Origin of the sequence: Haloferula sp. A504 (assembly GCF_044385805.1) — a bacterium.
Taxonomy (GTDB): domain Bacteria; phylum Verrucomicrobiota; class Verrucomicrobiia; order Verrucomicrobiales; family Akkermansiaceae; genus Haloferula.
The window spans coordinates 1-16178 of record NZ_JBISBU010000087.1 but is presented as its reverse complement, the minus strand read 5'-3'; the positions used below and the strand labels follow the sequence as shown (position 1 = coordinate 16178).

10 protein-coding genes are annotated in these 16178 nt (G+C 64.4%); 3 read left to right on the top strand and 7 right to left on the bottom strand.

Features of this window, described 5'->3' with window-relative positions; genetic code table 11:
* Nucleotides 1–294: 294 nt before the first annotated feature.
* From ACG2LG_RS22500 to ACG2LG_RS22470, 7 genes are all read right to left on the bottom strand, one after another.
* Complete coding sequence (locus tag ACG2LG_RS22500) at nucleotides 295–1299, bottom strand: hypothetical protein (RefSeq protein WP_396262903.1); 1005 nt, start codon at nucleotides 1297–1299, stop codon at nucleotides 295–297.
* A 23-nt stretch (nucleotides 1300–1322) separates the two neighbouring features.
* Nucleotides 1323–4307: a tetratricopeptide repeat protein gene (locus tag ACG2LG_RS22495; protein WP_396262901.1), complete on the bottom strand. Its 2985-nt coding sequence runs from the start codon at nucleotides 4305–4307 to the stop codon at nucleotides 1323–1325.
* A gap of 112 nt (nucleotides 4308–4419) precedes the next feature.
* Nucleotides 4420–4884 carry an ExbD/TolR family protein gene (locus ACG2LG_RS22490; RefSeq protein ID WP_396262899.1) on the bottom strand — a complete coding sequence of 155 codons (465 nt, stop codon included), beginning with the start codon at nucleotides 4882–4884 and terminating at the stop codon, nucleotides 4420–4422.
* Between the two features lie 18 nt (nucleotides 4885–4902).
* Nucleotides 4903–5370 (bottom strand): ExbD/TolR family protein, encoded by a 468-nt coding sequence (locus tag ACG2LG_RS22485; protein ID WP_396262897.1) that lies wholly within the window; start codon nucleotides 5368–5370, stop codon nucleotides 4903–4905.
* Between the two features lie 36 nt (nucleotides 5371–5406).
* Nucleotides 5407–6189 (bottom strand): MotA/TolQ/ExbB proton channel family protein, encoded by a 783-nt coding sequence (locus ACG2LG_RS22480; RefSeq protein WP_396262895.1) that lies wholly within the window; start codon nucleotides 6187–6189, stop codon nucleotides 5407–5409.
* A 125-nt stretch (nucleotides 6190–6314) separates the two neighbouring features.
* Nucleotides 6315–6965, bottom strand: coding sequence for an endonuclease III (gene nth / locus ACG2LG_RS22475; RefSeq protein ID WP_396262894.1), 651 nt, complete (start codon nucleotides 6963–6965; stop codon nucleotides 6315–6317).
* 76 nt (nucleotides 6966–7041) lie between these two features.
* On the bottom strand, nucleotides 7042–7677 hold the full coding sequence (locus ACG2LG_RS22470) for a 3D domain-containing protein (protein WP_396262892.1): 636 nt from the start codon (nucleotides 7675–7677) through the stop codon (nucleotides 7042–7044).
* Nucleotides 7678–8061: 384 nt separating this feature from the next.
* Between ACG2LG_RS22470 and ACG2LG_RS22465 the strand changes: the two genes are divergently transcribed.
* The 3 genes from ACG2LG_RS22465 (at nucleotide 8062) to ACG2LG_RS22455 (ending at nucleotide 15473) form a co-directional block, all read left to right on the top strand.
* On the top strand, nucleotides 8062–11175 hold the full coding sequence (locus ACG2LG_RS22465; protein WP_396262890.1) for a matrixin family metalloprotease: 3114 nt from the start codon (nucleotides 8062–8064) through the stop codon (nucleotides 11173–11175).
* Nucleotides 11176–11361: 186 nt separating this feature from the next.
* A complete protein-coding gene (locus ACG2LG_RS22460; protein ID WP_396262887.1) occupies nucleotides 11362–13104 on the top strand; it encodes an MFS transporter in 1743 nt (580 codons plus the stop codon).
* A gap of 68 nt (nucleotides 13105–13172) precedes the next feature.
* Nucleotides 13173–15473 (top strand): OPT family oligopeptide transporter, encoded by a 2301-nt coding sequence (locus ACG2LG_RS22455; protein WP_396262886.1) that lies wholly within the window; start codon nucleotides 13173–13175, stop codon nucleotides 15471–15473.
* Nucleotides 15474–16178: the final 705 nt, after the last annotated feature.

Genomic DNA, 16178 nt, shown 5'->3' with positions numbered 1-16178 from the left:
CGACGACGCAGTTGCCTTCGGCTGCTCTCCCGTTGCTCGTCTCGGGAGGACTCAGACTCTCACTGGTTGGTTTCATGTAGGTGCACGCGCACGAGCGCGCGACGCTGTCGCGCATCGCCTCACCTGCCCGGTTGGCACGATCGGCAAACCTCCAAACGGGTGCAGGCTTCCGCGACGGGCGGGAAGTGGACGGGAGTCGGATTCGTGGTACCAGTCGGCACGATGACGCCGCACCGGCAGGTGAAACGCCGTCTCCCGGCTCCTCGAGGCGCGACAGCGTCGCGCGCTCCTGCCTTACTTGTCCTTCTTCGGCGCGGGTTTCTTCGCATCGCCCTCGGGCTTCTCCGGCGCCGGTGCGGCGGTCGCCTTCTTGCGGTGATCCTTGGGCAGATACTCGATCAGCTTCTTGCCGGCCTCGGGCAGCGGCGTGCCTCCCCCGAGGGTGAGGTTGTAGAGCGAGGCGAGCGAGGCGCCTTCGATCAGTCGCAGCGCGCCCGCCGACTGGGGATCCTCGTCCGGCGTGCCGTGCAGCTTGATCGCCAGCTTCACGCTTTCATCATCGAGATACAGGCGCATCGCGTTGCGGGCGGCCTCGGCGGTGATCCGCTCGGAGGCACCGGTATCGGCGGTCATGCCGATGTTGTAGGCATTGATTGCCTCGATCGGCTTCTCCTCGCCCTCCAGCGCGAGCCCGAGGCAGTAGCCCACCTGGGCCCGCTGGTATCCGGGGATGTCCTTCTCCAGCCACTCCTGGCCGAGCAGCACGAGCCGGCTCCACTCCTTCACGCGGACGGCTTCCCACAGGATGTAGAGCTCCAGTTGATCGAGGTGGTGCCGGCGCGTCAGGCTCTGGCGGTCGACCGGCAGGAACTTCTCCCGCGCCGCCTTCAGGCCGTCGAGGTCGCCCAGCTTGCGCAGGCATTCCATCTCGTAAAAGGCGGCGAGCGACGAGTGGTTGTCGGGCAGCTCGACGAGCCGTGAGAACTTCTCACGCACGGTGGCGAACTTCTCCCGGGCCTCCGAGTACTTGCGGCCCTGGTAGAGTTCCATCGCCTCGTTGTACTCGGGCGGCTCGATGAGCCAGATCGCCTGCGGCTTGCTGATCGGCATGGCCTTCGAGTCGACCCCGCGCTCGGTCTCGAAGTAGCCGATCTGGGTGGTGGTCGCGTCGGCGATCCAGACGCGCTCGAACTCGGTTTCGCTCATCATCAGCATCGCTTCCTGCTGGAAGCGCTGGGCGTGGGCGGCCGGTGCCGCGACGAGCACGGCGGCGAGGGTGGAAAAGGCGGCGGCTTTCATGGTCGGATCAGGTTTCAGGGTTTTCAGCGGGCTTCCTCGGCAAGTTCCTCCTTGGACTTCACCTCGGGGTTGGCGACGTACTGCTCGACGAGTCTTTCGAGCTCCTTCCACTGGGCGACCTCGTCGTCGGTGGCCTTGACGTCGTCGCCGGTGACGATGCGGCGGGTCTGATCCACAAAAGAGCGGCCCATGTTGTAGGCACCCTGGCGGTCGGGCACGCCATTGGCGGCGGTTCCGTTGCGGTCCCAGAAGATCTCCATCGCCCGCTTGGTCGCAGGCACCGAGATCCGCAGCGCTCCCTTGTAGGTGTTGGCGACGTTGATGTAGGAGGCGAGCGCGTCCTCGGTCATCCCGAGCTTGTCGTAGGCGCGGGCCAGCAGCATCGCGACCTCGGGCTTGTTCGAGGAATAGCCCTTCTCGCGGTCGAGGTAGAGGCGGGCGTTGTCCTTGGCCTTCTCGAAGTCGCCAACGTCCATCTGGGTGATGATCATCTGATAAAGCGCACGATCCTTGTCGCCGCGGTCCTGCGAGTCCTTGAGCACGCGCTGGAAGTCGGCGATGGCCTCCTTCTTCTGGGCGGCGGTGCCCTGGGCCAGCACCGCGGCGCGGCCGAAGAGCGCCGGGAAACGGTACGACTTGTCGTCGCGGCCGAGCGCCTCGTTGTAGTAGTCGAGCGCTTCCAGCGGGGTGTTGGTCTGGCGGATGAAGTCGCCGACGCGGACCAGGATGAAGTTCGACAGGTCCTTGAGACCGAAGTCGTCGCTCTTCAGGTCCTGGAAGATCACCTTGATGCCGGCCTCGGCGTTGATCTTCTCGGCGTCGGTCTTGGCATTCTTGAGCTGGTCCTCATAGACGCCGATGATGGCGATGCGCAGCAGGGCGCGGGCGGCCTTGTTCGAAGCCTGGATCTTGGGGAAGCTGTAGTAGTGCTCCTTGAGTTCCTCCGGGGTGTGGCTTTCGAGGTAGACCTCGGTGTAGGAACCGATGGCCTCCTCCATGCCCACCGCACCCGGGGTGGTGGCAAGGTCGGCGATCACGTCGCGGAGCCGGTTGAGCGCCTCCTCGCCGCGGCCGGCGGCCTGCATCGCGTGGATCTGCGAGACGGCGACCTGGCCCTTATAGGGGGAGTCGGGATACTCAGCCCAGAACTTGTCGGCGAAGGGGATGGCATCGGCCATGCGGTTCGGCGCATCCTTCTTCTTCGGCTTCTCACCGAGCATCGCGATCAGGTAGTTGAGCGCCTCCCCGGCGACGATGCGGTTCTCTCGCCGCTCGGCCAGCTCGAGCGCCTTGATGTAGTATTTCTCGGCCTCCTCGTCCTGGTCCTCGTTCTGCAGCACGTTGCCCTTGAGGTTGTAGGCCATGTCCATGACCTCCGAATTCGGAAACTCGTTCTCGAGCCGGTTGAGCTTCTGCAGGGCCGCCTCGAACTCATCCAGGGCGTAGTGGCAGTTGGCGCGGTCGTAGAGCGCGAAGGGGAAGTAGATGTTCTCGGCCGGATTCGGGAACTTCTCGAAGAAGGCGTCGAGCAGCTTGGCCGACTTCGACCAGAACTGCAGGCGCGACAGGTTCGACGCCTGGAAGTAGAGCGCCGCCATGTCGAAGCTGCTCTCGGGGTAGAGCTCGACGTGCTGGTCGAGCAGCGGCTGGGCCGGCTTGTACTGGCCGGTGTAGTAGTAGCTGCCACCGAGCACGTGCAGGCAGATGTCGTGCTCCTTGGTGCCGTCCTTCAGCTTCGGCAGCATCTCGGTCGCGATCTCGATGCACTTCTCGTACTCGCCGCCGTAGAACAGCGAGGTGAGCATCAGGCGGCGCACCGCCGGCACGTGCTTCGAGTCGGGGAAGGTCTTGAGGAAGAGCGAGCCGTAGTTCTCGGTTTCCATCACCTGGCCGATCACCGAGGCGGTGCGGACCAGGTTGTAGAGGTGGTCCTCGCGGTTCTTGCTCTTGTTGTAGAACAGCTCGAGCTGCTTGTAGCAGGCATAGGCTCCGCGCACGTTGCCGTAGCTCTCGTGGATGAAGGCGGTGGCCGCCAGTTGGATGACCTCGTTGGGATCGCCGCTGTTGAGCCGCGTCTCGAGCATCTCCTGGGAGTCCTTGAGGGTGCTGCGGCGGATCACGCGGTTGCCATCGACCACCCCGGGGCGGTCGCCGAGACGGGCGAGCCGGCTTTCCACGTCCTGGAGCATCACCTTGGTCGAAGGGATGAGCTGGTAGAGGACAAAGGCGCTCGCCTCCATGTCCGCCTTGTAGGCCTTGCCGGCGAGGGACAGGAAAAGCGTCGAGTACGACGGCATGTCGTACGGCTCGATCACGATGTCGGAGCGGTTGGCGTCGACGAAGGCCAACAGCGCCGCCTCGTCCTCCTCCTCGATCACGGCGTCGACCAGCGCCTGGAAGGCGGAAACGATGCCGGCTTCCGGCGTGCGGTAGGCCACCTTGTTCTTCAGCGCGGTCTCGAAGTGCTCCACGCCCTTGTCGATCCGGTTGAGCTTGAGGTTGCAGATCGCGAGGTTGATGAAGAACGAGCCCGGCTGGAACTTGTCGCGGGTCTTGTCGCGCTCATCGAGGAACTTCTTGAACATGCGCAGGGCGGTTTCCCAATCCTCGCCGCCCATCGCGGCGTTGCCCCACTGCAGCAGCGCGCGCTTGTCGAAGATGTTGCTCGAGCCGCTGTCGTTCTGCTTGTTGGCGTACTTGGTGGCGCAGGTCTTGAAGGAATTCGCGGCATCGTCCCACTTCTGGAGCTTCAACTCGCAGATGCCCTTGCGGTACCAGGTCACGCCGAACTGCGGCCCGTAGAGGGTGAGTGCGGTGCCATCGAAGCGGTCGGTGCAGCGGGTCAGGATCTGCAGGGCCTCGGCCCACTTGTCCTGCTTCATCAGGTCGGTGGCCTTGGCATTGAGGGACTGCGGGGTTTCGAGCTCGGCCCGGACGGGGGCGGCGAAGTGGCCGGCGGAAAGGATCGCGACCAGCACGGGCAGCATGAGGCGTCGGAAGGGGTTCATGACTTGGTTTTCGGAGTTCTCGGGAAAGGGAAGCGCCGCGTCGCAGCTCCCGCAAGGGACAACGGCCCGGCGCTTGATTATCTTGGAGGCTTTGCGGCCCGGCCGCAACCCATCACGGGTCCACCAGGTCGGTGAAGGTGACCTTGGTGATCTCCACACCGGTCAGCGCGTTGAGCACGTCGATCACGCGCTGCTGGGAGGCCTCGCCATCGACGTAGATCTGCACCAGCGGCTCGGCACTGGCCGACTTCGCACTCTCGGCATAGGCCTTGAGGTCCTCGTAGAGCATCGGCACGTTGCGGTTTTCCGCGTCCGAATCCATCGGGATCTGGCTGGCTCCGGAGCCGACGTAGATCGCCCCGGTGGCATCGATGCGGATGAGCTTCGGCTCGATCTCCGGCGGCGTCTCGCTCGGAGCGGCGGCGGGAAGCTGCATCGGCACGTCGCTTTCGCGCGGCATGATCGTGGTGGTGACCAGGAAATAGATGAGCAGCAGGAAGGTCGCGTCGATCAGCGAGGAGATGTCCAGCTTCGGCTGGTCCTCCTCCATTTCCGCTTGTTTCTTGTGTCGGGCCATGGCTGGGTCAAGGTCGGATCATTCGTTCGGCTCGAATCCGTAGGTGGCGAAGATGACCTGATCGACCCCCGCCTTGGCGGCGATGCGGATCACCTTGCGGGCGTGCTTGAAGACCGCCCGCTTGTCACCGCGGAGGTGGAGCTTCGGCTCCAGGCCCTCGAGATCGACGTCCTCCTTGGCCTCCTTGATGTAGTCGAAGAGGTCCTCGTCGGTATCGAACTTCAAACCATCGGCCTCACCCCCGGCGTTGAAAAAATCACCGTTCTCGTAGATGTTGACCACGATGCGGCCCTTGCCGCTTTCGGCCTCCTTGGCATTGCTCGCCACCGGCGGCTTCACCTTGGCATCCTGCTGGACGATGATCATGGTCGCGTTGACCAGGAAGAAGATCAGCAGCAGGAAGACCAGGTCGATCATCGGCGACATGTCGACCGACGCGTCGCCCTCGGCGTTCAGCTGGGAGTTGCGGAGTTTGTTCGAGGCCATGATTCGGGATTTTGGAGCAAGCCGCGGCGGGCCGGATCAGGTGGCGATGCCTTCGGGGATCTTGGCGAGGTAGGCGTCCTGATTGACGGTCTGGACCGAGGCGTTGATCAGGTCCTCGGCGGCGTGGTGGCAGTCGGCGACCAGGCTGTTGAGCTTGTTCTTGAAGAAGAAGTAGGCGATCAGCGAGGGGATCGCGGTCATCAGGCCCCACAGGGTGGTGAGCAGCGCGACCTGGATGTCACCGGCGAGCTGGGTCGGGTTGGCCTGGCCGGATTCGGCGAGGGTGCTGAAGGCGCCGACCATGCCGAGAACGGTTCCGAACAGTCCGAGCATCGGGGCGGCCTGGGCGACCAGCGAGATGTAGTTGACCCAGGTCATCGACTTGCGGTTCTCGTTGATCGAGAAGTCGGCGATCGCATCCTCGATCTGGTCGCGGCCGAGGTCCTCGGGGCGGGTGGCATCGATGTTCGGCAGCGAGTAGGCCATCATGCGGCCGAGGTAGGACGGGTGCGAGGCGGCCAGTTCGATCGCGGAGCGCACCCGGCAGTTGGTCATGTGATCCATCAAGGCCATCTTGAGATCGTCGGGCGCGAACTTGGCCTTGGTCAGGTTGATGAAGTTGAAGACGCTCAACGCGATCAGCGAGAGGACCGCGAGGCCGATGAAGATCATCGTCCAGCCCCCGTCGAGCACGTACTTCTGGAGCGCGCTCTTGTCGGCCGGAGCGTCCTGCGCGAGCAACGCCGGGGCGGTGAGCAGGGCCGTGGTGATGATGGCACCGGGAAGTCGGCGGGAGCGGGAGATGAGGGATTCGATCATGGTGTTCTCGGTTTTTGAAGATAGCGAGTCGCGGCATTCTGGTAATCCTCTCTTGCCCGACAAGGAAAGATTTCAAAAAGAAACTTCGGAAGCCCGAGGAATCTTGGGCCGAAGTTCTGCCTCGTTCATTTCCGGGTTTGCACCGCGCTCCGGCGACGCGGAAAAAGCTCGCGGCAAAGGGGACAAACCGTGCCGTCGCACCCGCGTGCGGTGCAGTGTTCACGACCATAGAAAATGATCTGCAGGTGCAGCGCGTTCCACCGCTCGCGGGGGAAGAGTTTCTTCAGGTCGTTCTCGGTCCGCTCGACCGACCGGCCGTCGGTGAGCTTCCAGCGCTGGGCCAGGCGGTGGATGTGCGTGTCCACCGGAAAGGCCGGCACGCCGAATGCCTGCGCCATGACCACCGAGGCGGTCTTGTGGCCGACCCCCGGAAGCGCCTCGAGCGCCTCGAAATCCGCCGGCACCCGGCCGCCGTGCCGGTCGATCAGGATCTTCGAAAGTTCGGAGATCGCCTGCGACTTGCGGGGCGACAATCCGCACGGCCGGATGATCGCGCGAATCTCCTCGACCGGCACCTCCGCCATCGCGGCCGGAGAGGAGGCCCGGGCGAAGAGCGCGGGGGTGACCTGGTTGACCCGGGCATCGGTGCACTGCGCCGAGAGCAGGACGGCGATCAGCAGCGTGTAGGCGTCGACGTGGTCCAGCGGCACCGGCGTTTCCGGATACAACTCCGCGAGACGGCGGTCGATGTGCGCGGCGCGCTCGGTCTTGGTCATGACCCGAGGATCAAACTCCGGCGCTCAGGAAACAAGCGACCAGTCCGGCAGCGGAACGGAGCGCCCCTTCCAAAGCTCAGCGCATCGCCGTGTCGCGGCCGCCGTTCTTGCGCTGGATGGCGGCATACATCTGCCGGCAGTGCGAGTAGCCGAGGCGCCCGGAAAGCAGCTTGGCACTGCGCTCGTAGGAGCCCCAGCGCACGACGGCGATCTCGACATTCCGCAGGCCCCACGCGTTCATGTGCTGCTTGCTCGGCTTGTAGAGGTCGATGGTGCCGGTGCCGGTCAGGGCCGAGCCGTAATCATCAACCACGTAGAGATGCGGCAGGCCCTTGATCTTGAAGGTGGTTCCCACGGGATACACCGACCAGTCGGCGGCGGCGCTGCGGACCCGCTGCGAGTAGCGCAGGGGCGTGCCCGCCGCATTCATCGATCCATACTCCAGGTGATCGTCTTCCGAGCAGGTGTAGGCGGTCATGCGGACGTGGCGCAGGCGCTCGCCGTTGTAGAGCGGCATGCCGTGCTTGTCCTTCCTCAGGGCATGACCCTTCGAAACCACCGAGGCACTGGGCGTGGCCGGGTCGTATTCCCTGCCGTAGCCGGCGGAACCGAGGCTCCCCCGCGCGCGGTCCTTCGAGACGAGGGCCAGGTCATTCCCGCAACTGGCGAGGAACAGGACGGCTGGCGCGAGGAGAAGTGAAAAAAAGCGCATGAACAATTGTTAACGTGCGTTGAACATCAAGGGCTTTGAAGCTCGCGTTCGAAGCTTTTTACGGATCGAGTCGGCGGGCGGCAATCCATTTTTCCTATCGTTAGATGAGAGCCCCGCGGAGCGGCCCCCGTCATTGGAAAAATGTTAGCTTGTCCCGGCGATTCAAGGTCGTAGTCTCGTCGCGCTCCGATGATTAAAAAATCCGCTGCCCTGGCGCTCCCACTGGTCTTCTTCGCGGCAACATTTGCCGGTCAATGGATCTCGAACCGATCCGAGGAAACCCAGCGTGGAGGCGATGCTCCTTCGACACAGGTCGATCCATCTTCCCAAACTCGTTCGTCCGCCGGGTCCTCCCCGGAGTGGGCTGACGTTCCCCGCCATCCGGTGGGTTCCCGCAAGTCGCCCAAGTCGGCGCTCAGGAACGCCTCCGAGGCCTGGCTCGCCGCCGCGGACGAATCCATCGTCTCGCTGCAGACGGCGATCGGCCTCGACCCGGAGCTCCGCCACCCCGCCCACCACCTCAATTTCGCCCATCTCGACACCGACGAACTGATCGCTGCGCTGCCGCCGAATTTCCGGAGGGGTGCGGAGAGATACCGTCGCGAGGTGAACCGCTTCGACGGCTCGGCTCCGCGCTTCCTGTGCTTCGGTCCGGGCACCCCGCCGGAGGTCGTCGAAACCTATCGCCGCCTCGAGGTCGAGGGCGGACTGCAGAACGGGGAAACGCGCATTGCGGCCACCCAGTTCGACATCTCCAACCACTGGGACGTCACCGCCACCGACGGCGCAGGCAACGAGCTTCAGGGACAACCGGTGACCCTCACCTGGAGCATCGTGCCGGACGGCACCCTGGCGCCGGACGGCGACCTCGATTTCGGGCCCTCGAATTTCCGCGAGTGGCTTGCCGGCCTCGTCGGCGGCGACAAGGACGCCGCCGACCCGACCGACGAACTCTGGTTCCGGCCGGTGCAGGAGGGCTTCGACCGCATCGCCGAAGAGACGGGCATCACCTTCGTCTACGAACCCAACGACGACGGCACGCCCATCGACCTCGACGGGGGCTTCGGCGACGGCGTGCTTGGCGTGCGTGGCGACATCCGCGTTTCGGCCCGCGCGATTGACGGACCGAGCGGCATCCTTGCCTTCGCCTTCTTCCCCGACATTGGCGACATGGTCTTCGATTCCTCCGACGACTACTTCGACAACTCCGCCACCGATCCCGAGCGGTTCATCAACACGCTCAGTCACGAGATCGGTCACTCCCTCGGCCTCGAGCACGTCTGCCCGATCAGCGAAACCAAGCTGATGGAGCCGTTCGCCTCGGACAACATCATCGGACCGCAGTACGACGACATTCACTCCCTGCAGCGCATGTACGGCGACATTCTCGAGGTGCACTCCGGAATCAAGGACAACGACTCGGTGGCCAATGCCACGCCCCTGCCTCTGTCCTCCGAGGCGCTGAGCTATCAATACCTGAGCATCGATGACGACACCGACGTCGACTACTTCAAGTTCAGCTCGCCCGCCGGCAGGCAGTTGACCGTGCTGATCAGTCCCGCGGACCCCTTCGGCACGACCTACCTCGAAGGCCCGCAGACCGCCGCCTGCGACACCGGCGATGTCTTCAATCCACGCAGCCGCCACAACCTCGGGCTGGAATTGCTGGATGCCACCGGAACCACCGTCATCACCGCCGCCACGAGTGCCCCGCTCGGCCAGCAGGAACTCATCCGCAACTTCGTGGTGCCAGGGGCCGGCGACTACATCATCCGCGTCTCGGGGGATCCGAGCAACATCGCCCAGCTCTACCGGATGCAGGCCAAGCTGGACTTTGCGGTCGATGCCCCGGCCATCGTGATCACTTCCACCGAGCTCGTGGACGAGTCGAACATTCCCAACAACGGCTTCCCCGATCCGGGTGAAACCGTCCGCTACGAAGTCACGGTCACCAACCAGAACGATGTCGACGCCGCGGGAGTGGAAGCCTCGCTCTCGGGCCCGACCGGATTCACGGGTTTCGAGGTCAGCGAGAGCGTGCCGGTGATCCCTGCTGGAGGCTCCCACACCTTCTCCTTCCTCTTCTCCCAGGATGGGACCTGTGGAGAGACCGTTCTCCTCGACCTCTCGCTGACCGCGACCGGAGATCTCGACTTCTCCACCAGCTTCCCCCTGTTCCTCGGGGAGCCGTCGGAAGACGGCATCGTGGTCGCCGACTTCGAGGGTTCCAGCGCGCTGCCAACCGGCTGGGTCAGCCAGGTCACCGGTGGTGGTGCCGGCTGGAGCGTGAGCGCTGCCGGCGAAAACGGAACCAACGCCGGCACCTCACCCGCGGTCAATGTGTCCGGTCAGAGCTTCCTGGTCTCACCGGTCATGACCCTCGCCGAAACCTCCGAGTTGCGCTTCCGCCACAACTTCCATTTCGAGACCGGTTACGATGGCGGGGTGCTTGAATATTCGCTCAACGGCGGGGACTGGATCGATCTCATCGCCGACCTCCCGAACGGAGCCACCCTCGTCTCGGGCGAATACCTCGAAACGATCAGCAGCGACCCGCTCTACGAGTCGCCCCTCGGCGGGCGGATGGCATGGACCGGAAGGTCGTTCCAGTTTGAGACCGTGCAGGTTCAGTTGCCTCCGACATGGGCCGACAGCACCGTGCAGTTCCGCTGGATTCTCGGCACCGACATCACCGAGGCCAAGCCGGGCTGGGCCATCGACAACATCTCGGTCTTCAACCCCATCGGTGTCTGCACCGACTTCAGCCCGGCCCTCTCGGTCACGGTGGACGTGACGGAGGTCCTCGAAGGCGAGACGGCCACCGGCACCCTGTCGACCCCGCTGCCCCTCGCGCAGGCGGTGTCGGTCACCCTGGAGATCAGCGGCGACGCCGATGCGTCGGACCTGAGTTCCACGTTTTCGCTGACCATTCCGGCCGGCGACACCGAAGTCACCTTCCCGATCGCGACGATCGACGACGGCACCACCGAGGGCAACGAGACGCTCACGCTCTCGATTCCCGATCCGGGTTCGGGCTTCGCCGCCGTGGCCCCGGCTGCCCTCACGGTCGACATCATCGAGCCAATCACCGGCTATGCCGAATGGGCGACCGGCGGCGAGCCGTTTGACGGCGATGCCAACGGCGACGGGGTGCAGGACGGCATCGCCTTCCTTCTGGGTGCGGCCGGTCCCTCGACCGATGCCAGCGGCCTGCTGCCGACCGCGACCGAGAGCGGAGACAACCTGATTCTTGAGTTCAGCTGCCTTCCGATCGCGGCCCGTGCCGGCGCCATCCTCGAACTGCAACACAGCAGCGATCTTGGAATCGGTGATCCCTGGCTGGGTGTTCCGGTGCCGGACGCCAGCGGTGGACCGACCAGCGGGGTGACCTTCGTGGTGACGCCGGGCGTCGGAGGACTCAACGACGTCACCGCCACCATCGACGCGTCGCAGGGAGCCGGTGGCCGACTGTTCGGCCGCCTTTCCGGCACGGAGTAAGGCGCGACCCTCAAGGATCCCGGGCGTCCCGTGCGCCCGACGATCCACTTGGCGGGCTGATCGATGGGCCGATCGGCTCCATGTCGGCATCCGCCCGTGACAAAGCCGCGTCGTCGGATTGAAATGCAATATCCATCCGGGGCTTGCTCCGGGATCGTTGCCTTTTCCCACTGACGCCACGGTTTCATGACAGCCTCCGACAAGCCCGCCCCACCTCCGAGCGACACGCTCATCGGCCAGTTCAAGTCCTTCAGCGGCGTCTTCTGGGTGTCGGGCTGGATGGAACTGATCGAGCGTTTCTCCTACTACGGCGTGCGGGTCATGCTGCCCGTCTTCATGGTGGCGGCGCTCGGCGAGGGCGGCCCCGAGCTCGACCAGATCCAGAAGGGCGAGATCTTCGCCCTGTGGGCCATCGTCCAGTCCTTCGTCCCCATCCTCTCCGGCGGCTTCGCCGACCGCTACGGCTACAAGATCAACATCGCCGGGGCCACCCTGCTCAAGATCATCGGCTACCTCATCATGGCGGCCTGCATCCCGCTGGCCGAGATGCTGGCCGGCGGCAGATCGCTGGCCGAGGCCCGGGCCGAGGGCAGCGAGCCGGGTTACTGGGTGCTCCTCTCCGGGGCGATGTTCGTGGCCTTCGGCACGGCGATCTTCAAGCCGGGGATCGGCGGGCTGATCGCCAGCCAGCTCGACAAGCGGAACTCCTCGCTGGGCTGGAGCATCTTCTATCAGCTCGTCAACGTCGGCGGCTTCCTCGGTCCGCTCATCGCCGGCTTCCTGAGCGGATGGAATTTCTCCTACGTCTTCTACGTCTGCTCGGCCGCCGTGGCGCTGAATTTCATTCCGCTGTTCTTCTTCAAGGAGCCGGCCCGGATGGCGACCGCCGATGGCGAGGAAAAGCCCGGCCCGCTGCGCATGCTCTACGAGTCGCTGCGCGGACTGCTCGAGCCGCGGCTGTTCTTCTTCACCATCAGCTTCGCCGGCTTCTGGCTGCTGACCTTCCAGCTCTTCGACATCCTGCCGAACTTCATCGACGACTGGGTCGACTCCCGCCGCCTCGCCTCGTGGCTGGGCACGATCATCGGCCAGGACACCGTCCCCAAGGTCAACGGCGGCAACCTGACCCAGGAGTGGATGATCCTCTTCAACTCGCTTCTGATCAGTCTCGGCACCTTCCTCATGGGTTACTTCACCCGCAAGGTGCCCACGCTGGTGACCATCATCATCGGCATCATGATGGCGATCTTCGCCACCTACGGACTCGGCATGAGCATGAACGGCTGGTGGATCCTCGGTGCCATCGGCTTCTTCTCGCTCGGTGAAATGCTGTCGGGCCCCGGCACCTCCCGCTACATCGTCGAAATCGCCCCGCCGGGCCGCGAGGCGCTCTACATCGGCTTCGGCAACTTCACCGTCGGTATCGGCTGGTCGATCGGTTCGCTCGTGGCCGGCCACCTCTACGAGACCACCGGCGACAAGGCGGTGCTCGCCCGGCGCTACCTCACCGAGAAGCTCGGCATGGCGGCCGACAAGGTGGAGGCCCTGCCGAAGGAGGACGTGGTCCCGACGCTGGCGGAGGCGACCGGCACCGACACCTTCGGCGCCGCCGACCTGCTGTGGCAGACCTACGACCCCTACTCGATGTGGGCCATCTTCGCCCTGATCGGCGTCGTCTCACTGACCATGCTCATCATCTACAATTTCTCGGTCAACGCCGCGAACCGCAACCCGGACCACACCTTCAACATCCACGGCCACCTGTGGGTGAAGGCCTTCCTCATCCCCATCGTCATCGCCTTCTTCTACTTCAACTGGAAGCACTTCTCGCTCGGCCTCGTCCTCAACGCGGCCTTCTTCACGGTCATGCTGATCATTTCCTTCCTTCCGGGCACCAAGGAGGCCTTCGCCCGCACCGGATCGCGGTAAAGAATCTCCGCAACCCGGCACGCGGATCGCTTCCTCCCGATCCGTCGACTCCACCGAAAAGCAGCTTCGTGAGCAACACCGAGAATCCCGCAGCCAACGACGAGGTCGCCTTCGCGCACATCGACGAATCGACCCTGTCGTCCGAACAACTCGAAGCGCTGAAGTGGCGGCGCGAGGTCTACATGGGCGACAAGATGCGCCAGCTGACCTTGCGCGCGGTGTTCACCGGCATGCTGCTGGGAAGCATCGTTTCGGTCACCAACATCTACGTCAGCCTCAAGACAACCTGGAGCATCGGTGCCACGATCACCGCGGCCATCGTCGCCTACGCCATCTTCAAGGGTCTGGAGAAGGTTTCCGCCCGCGTCCGCAACAAGCCCTACACGGTGCTGGAGAACTACATGATGGCCAGCACCGCCTGCTCGGCGGGCTACATGAACGCCGCCGGCCTCGGTGCCGCGATTCCGGCGCTCTACATGATCATGCCGGACGTGCAGTTCACCTGGTGGCAGCTGATGCTGTGGCTGTGGGCGGTGGCCGTGATGGGCCTGTTCATGGCCGGCCCGCTGAAGCGGCGCCTGATCAATGTCGAGAAACTCGCCTTCCCAACCGGGACGGCCGCGGCCGAAACGATCCGCAGCCTGCACGCCACCGGCAAGGGCGCCATGCGCAAGGCCAAGGTGCTGCTCTTCGCCATGGTCGCCAGCGGCCTGATCGCTTTCTGGCGCGAGTTCCTCAGCCGCATCACGATCTTCTTCGGCAAAGCCTCCGATGCCGCCAACGAAGCCTCGCTGCAGGTCTGGGGCATGACCCAGGGGACCTGGAACAAGTTTCTCTACCCCGACACCCTGCCCTTGTGGCTGGGCACCTCGGCCAAGGCCCTGCTCGAGCGCACCGCCATCGGCTGGAATGCCACACCCCTCTACCTCGCCTTCGGCGGCATCATCGGCATCCGCGTCGGCCTCGCCCTGCTGATCGGGGCGATCCTGTTCTTCGGCGTGATGCCCGCTTCCTTTGAGGGCGACATGGTCAAGCTCCACAACCAGGTCAACAGCACCGAGAACCGGACCCCGGAGGAAATCGCCCGGCTCAAGCCGACGGTCGAGGTGCTCCACCCGGAGAAGGACTCGCTGCTGCCGGACTACCTCTCGAGCGTCTATCTCAACACCCGGGCGACCCCGGAGCAACGCCGGCAGGTCACCGACCTGATCGCCAGCGCCGGCACCAATCCCGACTACGAAACGCAGCTGGAGGAGCTGGGCGGCACCGAGATCGTCCTCTTCGCCGGCACGCCCGACGAAATGACCGAGACTCTGATCGTGCCGGGCGACAAGGTGCTCGGCTACAAGGGTATCGTCGCCTGGGCCCTGTGGCCGTCGACGGCCCTGATGGTCGCCGCCGGACTGACCGCCTTCGTGCTTCAGTGGAAGACCATCATGCGTGCCTTCGGTGGATTCCTCGGTGGACTCACCGGCAGGAAGAAGGAGAAGGAATTCGACGCACTGGCCGACATCGAGACGCCCGGCTGGTGGTTCTGGGTCGGCACCGGCTCGGCCGGACTGCTGAGCATCATCCTGGCCAAGACCATCTTCGGTATCGACTACCACATGGGCGTCTTCGCCGTGCTGCTGACCTTTCTGCTGGCGATCGTCGCCGCCCGGGCGACGGGCGAGACCGACGTCAACCCGGTCGGTGCGATGGGCAAGATCACCCAGCTTTCCGTGGCCGCCATTCCGCACAGCACCGCCGTCAGCCCGCTGCAGACGAACCTGATGACGGCCTCGATCACCGCCGGCGCCGCCACCCATTCCTCGGAACTGCTGCAAGACCTCAAGGCCGGCTACATCCTCGGCGGCAACGCGCGAAAGCAGACGATTGCCCAGTTCTTCGGCACCTTCGCCGGCGTGATCGCCTGCGTTCCGGTGTTCCAGGTGCTGGTCAAGCAAACCGACGCCAACGGCAACCTGCTGCTCGGTTCCGACGAGCTGCCGGCGCCGGCCGCGCTGGTCTGGAAGGGGGTGGCGGAGCTGCTCGAGCAGGGCTTTGCCACCCTTCCCGATTCGGCAAAGTGGGGCATGGCCATCGGCCTGGCCCTCGGCGTGATCATCACGGTCATGCAGAAGTACTGCCCGAAGAAGGTCACCTTCTGGCTGCCTTCGCCCATCGGACTTGCGGTCGCGGGCGTCGTGCCGGCCAACAACTCGATCATGATGTTCCTCGGCGCCCTGCTGGTCTGGTACTGGCGACGCCGGAAGAAGGCACAGGCGGACACCTACAGCGTGCCAGTCGCCTCCGGCCTGATCGCCGGCAACGCCCTGGTCTCGGTGCTGATCATCCTGCTGGCCGCACTGGTGGTGGCAATGAAGTAGCGGATGGTCACGAGCGTCCGCGCCGAAACCCAGCGTCAAATGCCGAAGGGTGAAGATGCAGGGCCATGCCGGTGAGGCGGTCGGGAGCCTGAGAAGGTTGAAATGCAGCACCCGGCCCGATTCCCGAGGAGCGCCGGTTATGATACCGGCATCCGCCAGGGCGAAGCCACCAGCCCGTCACCGCGAGGCCTCATAAACCGTAGCAGGCCACGCATCTTCAGCTTTCCCAACGATGCCAAATCAGGGTGTGTCCTGGCATACATTTCCGGGATCATCGCTCGCAGCCGAGTGCCAATGTCCGTCACCAGCGCGGATGACGAAATGGTCCAGCTCATCGAATGCAGCGGGCGCATCGGAAATCCGGTGAGTGCCTGAGGAGACGACGCCCTGGTTGATCTCCTCGCAGAGCTTGAGGCGGCACTTGCTTTTGAGGGCCTCGAAATAGAACGAAATAGAATGCCTGGCAGATTATCGTGGCAGGTTATCGAGATTATTGCGGCAGATTATCGTGCGGGCCGGCCGCCGTCGTGCCCGGAACTGACGAATAACAGATTGCCTGGCGGTTGTCGGAAATAGAATGCCTGGCAGATTATCGTGGCAGATTATCGTGGGCCCGCCTGATCGACAGGCAGATGCTCCGGGAGGCGTTCCACCGACTCAGACGCAAGGCTGCGCCGGGAATCGACGGCGTGGACTGGGCGGAGT

Coding starts and splice junctions, on each gene's coding strand:
- ACG2LG_RS22500 (WP_396262903.1), bottom strand. CDS start 1,299: ATGAAAGCCGCCGCCTTTTCCACCCTCGCCGCCGTGCTCGTCGCGGCA.
- ACG2LG_RS22495 (WP_396262901.1), bottom strand. CDS start 4,307: ATGAACCCCTTCCGACGCCTCATGCTGCCCGTGCTGGTCGCGATCCTT.
- ACG2LG_RS22490 (WP_396262899.1), bottom strand. CDS start 4,884: ATGGCCCGACACAAGAAACAAGCGGAAATGGAGGAGGACCAGCCGAAG.
- ACG2LG_RS22485 (WP_396262897.1), bottom strand. CDS start 5,370: ATGGCCTCGAACAAACTCCGCAACTCCCAGCTGAACGCCGAGGGCGAC.
- ACG2LG_RS22480 (WP_396262895.1), bottom strand. CDS start 6,189: ATGATCGAATCCCTCATCTCCCGCTCCCGCCGACTTCCCGGTGCCATC.
- nth (WP_396262894.1), bottom strand. CDS start 6,965: ATGACCAAGACCGAGCGCGCCGCGCACATCGACCGCCGTCTCGCGGAG.
- ACG2LG_RS22470 (WP_396262892.1), bottom strand. CDS start 7,677: ATGCGCTTTTTTTCACTTCTCCTCGCGCCAGCCGTCCTGTTCCTCGCC.
- ACG2LG_RS22460 (WP_396262887.1), top strand. CDS start 11,362: ATGACAGCCTCCGACAAGCCCGCCCCACCTCCGAGCGACACGCTCATC.